Source organism: Roseovarius sp. D0-M9 (genome assembly GCF_037083805.1).
Taxonomy (GTDB): Bacteria; Pseudomonadota; Alphaproteobacteria; order Rhodobacterales; family Rhodobacteraceae; genus Roseovarius.
Map to the genome: position 1 here is coordinate 1 of NZ_JBAPKZ010000074.1, position 6,993 is coordinate 6,993.

At 56.8% G+C, this 6,993-nt stretch carries 7 protein-coding genes; 6 read left to right on the plus strand and 1 reads right to left on the minus strand.

Annotated features, from left to right (window positions below):
• Window positions 1-182: 182 nt before the first annotated feature.
• The 5 genes from V8352_RS20915 (at window position 183) to V8352_RS20935 (ending at window position 4,648) form a co-directional block, all read left to right on the plus strand.
• Window positions 183-929, plus strand: coding sequence for a PRC-barrel domain-containing protein (locus V8352_RS20915; protein ID WP_336426202.1), 747 nt, complete (start codon window positions 183-185; stop codon window positions 927-929).
• Window positions 930-1,014: 85 nt separating this feature from the next.
• A complete protein-coding gene (locus V8352_RS20920) occupies window positions 1,015-1,245 on the plus strand; it encodes a hypothetical protein (RefSeq protein ID WP_336426203.1) in 231 nt (76 codons plus the stop codon).
• A gap of 85 nt (window positions 1,246-1,330) precedes the next feature.
• On the plus strand, window positions 1,331-1,798 hold the full coding sequence (locus V8352_RS20925) for a YciE/YciF ferroxidase family protein (RefSeq protein ID WP_336426204.1): 468 nt from the start codon (window positions 1,331-1,333) through the stop codon (window positions 1,796-1,798).
• Between the two features lie 70 nt (window positions 1,799-1,868).
• Window positions 1,869-3,854, plus strand: coding sequence for a protein-L-isoaspartate(D-aspartate) O-methyltransferase (locus tag V8352_RS20930; protein WP_336426205.1), 1,986 nt, complete (start codon window positions 1,869-1,871; stop codon window positions 3,852-3,854).
• A 35-nt stretch (window positions 3,855-3,889) separates the two neighbouring features.
• Window positions 3,890-4,648, plus strand: coding sequence for a PRC-barrel domain-containing protein (locus tag V8352_RS20935; RefSeq protein ID WP_336426206.1), 759 nt, complete (start codon window positions 3,890-3,892; stop codon window positions 4,646-4,648).
• Window positions 4,649-4,713: 65 nt separating this feature from the next.
• Here V8352_RS20935 and V8352_RS20940 read toward each other — a convergent pair whose 3' ends face one another.
• Window positions 4,714-5,988 (minus strand): APC family permease, encoded by a 1,275-nt coding sequence (locus V8352_RS20940; protein ID WP_336426207.1) that lies wholly within the window; start codon window positions 5,986-5,988, stop codon window positions 4,714-4,716.
• Between the two features lie 441 nt (window positions 5,989-6,429).
• Here V8352_RS20940 and V8352_RS20945 point away from each other — a divergent pair, with 441 nt between their 5' ends.
• Complete coding sequence (locus tag V8352_RS20945; RefSeq protein WP_336426208.1) at window positions 6,430-6,831, plus strand: HPF/RaiA family ribosome-associated protein; 402 nt, start codon at window positions 6,430-6,432, stop codon at window positions 6,829-6,831.
• Window positions 6,832-6,993 lie beyond the last annotated feature (162 nt).

Genomic DNA, 6,993 nt, shown 5'->3' on the forward strand with positions numbered 1-6,993 from the left:
TGCGATGGCTGAGGTCTCCGCGTCGGACGCGCCTACCGAAGGCACGAAATATGGGAGCGGCTCAAGCACCGGTGCGCCCGACTACCCACACGGAACGAGAAGGGACCTATTTTCCTCGTGTTCGTTGCTTTTCAAAGAAACTGGAACGCAGCCTTGAAGCACTTAGCAAAGAGGAACACGAAATGAAACGTTTTACAGTCACAGCGGGCGCGGCGAGCACCATGGCTATCATCGCGGCGGCCCCAGGTTTCGCGCAAGATGACGTTAAGGTCCTTTCGAATTGGGCCTACGATGATCTTTATGCCGAGGGTTGGAGTGTTGATGTAATGTTAAGCTCAACCGAAGTCATCGATGTCACCGGTGAAGACATCGGGGACATCGAGAATATCATCTTCAGCAACGATGGCGAAGTCCTTGGCATCATCGCAGAGGTCGGCGGACTGTGGGACATCGGCGATACCCATGTCCATGTTCCGTGGGATGAGATCACGATGAATGACGGAATTCAGCAGGTGCAGGTCCCTGTGACCGAGGATACCGTAGATGACTACGATGTGTTCAACGGTCTCTGGGGCGCGGAGCAGGTCATTGCCGAGGATGCCACAGAGTCAACTCAGGCGGTCGATGACAACCTTGAAGCGGGCTCCGGTATTTTCAAGGCGAGCGACCTGATTGGCAGCTACGCCTATCTTTCGGACGATGTGCGCTACGGATACATCTCGGACATCATCGTGGAGGATAAGGCGATTGCAGCGATCGTGACGGATGCCGCTGCCTACGGGCGCAGCGGCTATTATGCCTACCCCTATGACTATCGCGGCGTCCCGCCGATCGGAACCACGCGATACGATCTCCCGTACGACTCTGGTGAGATCGATACCCTCGATTCATTTGACTACGAGCAGCTGCAATCACGTGTGGCTGAATGAATGGCAATGCCCCCTTTGCGGTGTCTGGAAGTCGAGCATCGCAGGGGGGCAACATGAAATCTTGATCTGAAGGGAGGAACTTCAAATGGAATTTTTCTGGTTCTGGATCCTCATTTTGATCTTGCTCATCGCAATCGCTGGTGCGCCCGGCTGGGGCTACACGAGGGACCGCTGGCCATACCGATACGGCGGCCGTTATCGGTATTATCCGAGCGCGGGTGCGGGCATCATTGCAGCGCTCATTCTTTTATTGTTCTGGATGGGCATTATCGCAATCACACTGCCTTGGGCGACAACACCGATGGTCGTGAACTGATCGTGGGGCGGGTGACCGCCCGCTTACCCTCAGACACATTCAACTCTGAATGGAGGTACAAATGATCATATTGAGTTTTCGAGAGATGTATCTCAAGGAATTGCAGGAACTGCAGTCGGCCGAGAGACAACTGAGCGACGCATTCTCACGGATGCAGGAGTTGGCAACCGATGACAGCCTGAAGCTGGCTATCACCAATCATCTGGACGAAACGCAGTCACAACTCGATCGTCTTGATATCATGCTCAAGGATCATGGCGCCGACCCTGACCTGCACGAAGATCAGTCAATGAGCGCACTTATCGTTGAAAGCGAAAAATGGGTTCAGATGCTGGAAGACGCAACCTTGCGCGATGCGGGGCTGATCGCTTCCTTGCAGAAGATTGAGCACTACCAGATTGCCGCCTACGGCACCTTGGCCTGCTGGGCCAAGCACCTTGATCTCGACGAAGATCTGGACGTGCTGCTGGGCATTCTCGATCAGGACAAGACCTTTGATGAAGAGCTGAGCAAACTTGCCAAACGGGACGTCAATCCGGACGCGCTTCAATAGGTTTTATCTCAAACCGGCTTAAATTTTCTTTGAAAGGCATTCTTTCAAGAGCCGCTGAGTGAGAAGCACCATGACTGACAGAACGATGGAAAGAGAAACCATGGTCACGCAGCAGATCGAGCGCCGCGGCGTGAATGACCGACATGTTCTGGAGGCAATGCGCGACGTTCCACGCGAAGCCTTCGTCGATGCGGGCATGGAGGAACTCGCCTACGAAGACCAGCCACTTCCCATCGGCGAAGGTCAGACGATCTCTCAGCCTTATATCGTCGGCTTGATGATCGAAGCCGCAGAAGTGCGCCCCGGCGAGACCGTGCTGGAGATCGGGTTGGGGTCTGGATATGCGACGGCCCTCCTTAGCCGCATCGCGGGCCGCGTCTACGCAATCGAGCGGCACGAAGCGCTTACCGAGAGGGCAAGGGCGCGGCTCGGCAAGCTTGGCTATGAAAACGTGACGCTTCAATCCGGTGACGGCACGCAAGGCTGGAAAGACGCCGCGCCTTTCGACGCCATACTTGTTGCAGCCGGAGCTCCAAGTGCGCCTGCCTCGCTCAAGCGCCAGCTTGCCATCGGAGGCGTCTTGGTGATCCCTGTTCAGCAAAGCGACCGACACCAAACGCTGACCCGGATCCGCCGCACGGCCGAGCATGAGTGGGATACTGAGGAGCTGGGCGCGGTAAGTTTCGTTCCACTGATCGGTGCTGAAGGATGGACCGAGGATGGCCAGCGCGCGGCAACCAATCATGTGTCTGCGCGCGACCAACCCCTGCCAGAAATGATCTCGGACGCCGCCGAGCCCTTGCCGGATTTCGACGATCCCGCTTTCGGCGCGCTTTTCGATCGCTACGCGGATCGGCGCGTCGTTCTTTTGGGTGAGGCAAGCCACGGCACCTCCGAATTCTATCGCGCGCGCGCCGCCATTACACGCCACCTGATCGAGCACTGCGGCTTTTCTATCGTAGCCGTCGAAGCTGATTGGCCTGATGCGGCCGTCGTCGATCGCCACGTGCGCCATCGCGAAAGCCGCCCGAGCGAGGATGCGCCATTCGCCCGATTTCCGACTTGGATGTGGCGCAATACCGATGTGGCAGATTTCGTGGATTGGCTGCGCACCCATAATGAGGGTTTGAATTCCGAAACGCAGGCCGCCTTTCACGGGCTCGATATCTACAATCTGAGCGCGTCGATTTCCGCCGTGCTGGACTATCTTGACGACGTTGATCCCGATGCCGCACAAATTGCCCGCGAACGCTATGGTTGCCTGACGCCTTGGCAAAGCAATCCCGCAGCCTACGGTCGCGCCGCCCTCAATCAAAGCTACCGTGACTGCGAAGCGGATGCCGTGGCCCAATTGCGGTCCCTGCTGGAGAGGCAACTGGACACCGAAGAAAAGAACGGCACGAGTTTTCTCGACGCCGCGCAAAACGCTCGGCTGGTCCGCTCTGCCGAGCAGTATTACAAAGCGATGTACTACGGCGGGGCGAAAAGCTGGAACCTGCGCGACAGCCACATGTTCGAAACGCTGGAGCATGTGCTCGAGGCGCACGGACCCGAGGCAAAGGCCGTGGTCTGGGCCCACAACAGCCACGTTGGCGATGCGCGTGCGACCGAGATGGGTGCAATCCGGGGCGAGCACAACATCGGCCAGCTTGCACGCGAACGGTTCGGGGATCAGGCCGCGCTGATCGGATTTGGCACCCATTCCGGAACGGTCGCTGCCGCTACCGACTGGAACGGCGAGATGGAAATCAAGCGCGTCCGCCCCTCGCGAGAGGACAGCTACGAGAGGCTGTGCCACGCCGCTGGTCCGCCGCGTTTCCTGCTTGATCTCCATCGCGACCGGGCGCTGAAAGAGCGTCTCGAAAAGCAACGTCTCGAACGCTTTATCGGCGTGATCTATCGCCCTGAGACCGAGCTTCAGAGCCATTATGCCGAAGCCTCGTTGTCACGCCAGTTCGATGCCTTCGTCTGGTTCGATGAAACAAACGCCGTGACGCCAGTCGGCGTCGAAACCCGGCGGGACGGCGTGCCGGAGACGTATCCGTTCGGTGTCTGACCGACACCATTAACCACATGAAAGGAGACACAACAATGCAACGCAGTTCCGACATAACAGGATGCCAGATTCATGCAGCGGATGGCGCGATCGGAACGATCGAAGACCTTCTTTTTGACGACAGGCAGCACGTCCTGAGATGGGTTGTCGTGGACACGGGAACATGGCTCCCTGGCCGCCAGGTCTTGTTGCCGCCATCGGCGTTTAAAACTGCAGACAAAAGCGCGCGTGAATATCACACTGACCTCAGCCGCGATCAGATCAAAGAAGCGCCTGGCGTTGAAACCGACAAGCCGGTCTCACACCAGCTTGAGGCGGATATTTTTCGATACTATTCCTTGAGCCCCTATTGGTATGGCGCCGTTGGTGCGCCGTTGCCGATTGGCCTTAACGCTGCGGCGCCGCCTGTTGATGTCGACGAGACGGCACCACCAAAGGACAGGATGGAAGGGGACCCCAACCTTCGCAGCGTGAACGAGGTGACCGGATATTACGTCGAAGCGACTGACGGAAGCATCGGTCATGTCGAGGATTTCATGGTGGATGAAGACGCGTGGGCCATCCGCTATTTTCTGGTAGACACCAAGAATTGGTGGCCCGGCAAAATGGTGCTTGTCTCACCGGATTGGCTGTTTGACACGTCATGGACCGACCAGAAGGTTTTCGTCGACGTCACGCGAGATAAGGTCAAGGAGGCCCCCGAGTTCAAAACCTCAACGACCATTGACCGCGATTACGAAGAACAGATTTACGCACATTACGGCTTTCACCCATACTGGAGCGGTTGGGCTTAGCGGGTAGCGGCACCCCAGTCACGTGCTCCTTGCATCTCGTACATGCTGAGTGAAGCAAGCCGCTTTTAGCCAGACCCGCCAATAGAAGATTGAGCAATTTGGCCAACCAGCGCTGCTATGGTGACGATCGCACCTACCACCGGGATCCAGAAAGGAATATCGGGTACGTCGTCCGGCTGACTGTCTCGCTTCATGCGTATCAGTGAAAGGTTCACGCCAACAAAGACGATCAGGATCGCAAAGCTCGTTGCTTCGGCAAGCGATTTGAGGGGCACGAGAAGTGCAAGCCCCAGTGACGTCCCGGCAATGACGAGCGTCGCCGGGATTGGCGTATCAGTTTTTTCGTTTACGCGCGCAAACAGGGCGGGGGCGCCCCGGTCGTCGCGGGCAATGTCCAAAAGAAGGCGTGATGCTGCGATTATTTGCGTCAGCGCCCCATTCACGATTACGAAAAGGCTGGCGATGGCGATGGGCAGCCCCGGCCAACCAGACAGTTCCACTGCCTTCACCAGCGGTGCTGAGGCCTCGGTAATACTATCGATCTCGCCGGTACCAACCAAGGACATGGCGATCAGGATATAGAAGACAAAAACGACGGCTAGCGAGATCATCATCGCTCTCGGGAGCGAGCGTTTCACGTCGCGCACTTCTTCGGCTGTCTGCGCCATGTCACCAAAGCCAATAAAGGAATAAACTGCGAGGATCGCGCCGGCAAAGAGCATGCCAAATCCTTCGATGGCTGACGAGGATGCGGCATTCTCAGCCTCTTCATTCGTGCCCGTGCCGAGGGCGGCAAGTATCTCCGTGGGCGCTGCAATTAGGGCGCCGCGCAAAGCCCAGAGTACGGCAAGCAAAGCTGCGATACCGATGAGTGTCGTGATCGTCATCAACCAAGCGCTTTCGCTCATCCCGGCGATGGCGACGCCTCCAAGTGCGATCACAAGCAACACTGTCGCCGTCCAGTCCGGAACTGACGCAAAGCTATTGAGGTAAGCCACAAATCCTGTGACGATGGTGGCAGCAGAAACCGTATTCGCCACCATCAGCACCCATCCGACGCCAGATCCGAGCCAGCGGACGCCAAAGGCGCGCTCAAGGTAGTCTATAGGCCCACCGGCGGTTGGAATCCGAGCGCCCATTTCTGCAAAAGAAAGCGCCGAGGTAATCGCCACGACGGCAGCAAGAACATAGGCCAGCGGCGTCAGACGCCCCGCTTCACCCAATACCTCTCCGATGACAACAAAAATTCCGGCGCCCAAAATAGTGCCGGATCCATAAAATACAAGCTGCCAAAGTCCAACGCTCCGGGGCAACTGAGTCTCTTGTCGTTCTGTTTCCATGATCGCTGAACGTTGTGGGAAAGACCGGGTTCCAGAAGAAGCAGGAAATGTTTTTCTCAGCCGAGACAGCAAAAAGCTGATTTTTGGTGTCAGTCACGGGCTTTGAAATCGCGATGGGAACTTATCTCTTGCCCTCGAACTTAACCCGAACAATGCATGATGCTGCCGCCTTCTGTCGAGGGGAGCGGTTTGCCTCGTCTCAGGTCTTTTGCGCATATCCGGTAACGAGGTCCGGTGGCAGGCCGTGGGTCTGACTTGGGTGGTGGGTGATTTGGATTGACGTTTCGGGTGTGTCGTGGCGCTTGCGTCATGGCAGAGGTCGTCCTTTTGAAAACTGCATTTCTGGCCTCAGCACCACCTAAAACATGCTATATTTCGGACCGTTGGGCTAGCTCCTCAGCCTTCTCCTGAATTGTCTGGGTTAATTTAGTGGTGATGGTCTTGATTGACCGTGGTCCGGTTTGCTTGCGCGCAAAAACTTATCGTTTAGAACTTCTGTATCTGCATTTCATTATCGAAAGGCCCAGCATGCAATTCCAACTGAACACCGACTCGCATATCCAAGCCGACGATCTCTTGGCCGAGACTGCCAAGACCGCAGTCGCCTCTGCTTTGGGGCACCTGACCAACCGCCTGACTCGGGTCGAAGTGCATTTGGCAGACGTGAACGCTGCCAAAGGGGGTGCGGATGATATCCTTTGCACCATCGAGGCGCGTCCAGAGGGCATGCAGCCACAAACCGTGACGCACTCGGATGCGGATGTAGATGCCGCCTTACGCGGTGCGGGAAAAAAAATTCGCTCTCTTTTGGACAGTGAATTTGGCAAACTCTCAAAGCGCTGAGATACACGGCTGATCCGAGAGGGTTGCTTTCATACCCGCAGCTCAGGTGCTTATATTCGGCTTCTTCGCGGTTTGTGTGGGTGTGCGGGTCTCCGGTCAGTTCACGACCACACCAGATGTTGTGTCGTAGGGTGACGCGGGCAGGTGCTTGAGCCGACCGGC

Bases quoted from the DNA above. Each gene is read 5' to 3' on its own strand.
- V8352_RS20920 (WP_336426203.1), top strand. From the start codon at position 1,015: ATGGAATTTTTCTGGTTCTGGATCCTCATTTTGATCTTGCTCATCGCA.
- V8352_RS20930 (WP_336426205.1), top strand. From the start codon at position 1,869: ATGACTGACAGAACGATGGAAAGAGAAACCATGGTCACGCAGCAGATC.
- V8352_RS20925 (WP_336426204.1), top strand. From the start codon at position 1,331: ATGTATCTCAAGGAATTGCAGGAACTGCAGTCGGCCGAGAGACAACTG.
- V8352_RS20915 (WP_336426202.1), top strand. From the start codon at position 183: ATGAAACGTTTTACAGTCACAGCGGGCGCGGCGAGCACCATGGCTATC.
- V8352_RS20935 (WP_336426206.1), top strand. From the start codon at position 3,890: ATGCAACGCAGTTCCGACATAACAGGATGCCAGATTCATGCAGCGGAT.
- V8352_RS20940 (WP_336426207.1), bottom strand. From the start codon at position 5,988: ATGGAAACAGAACGACAAGAGACTCAGTTGCCCCGGAGCGTTGGACTT.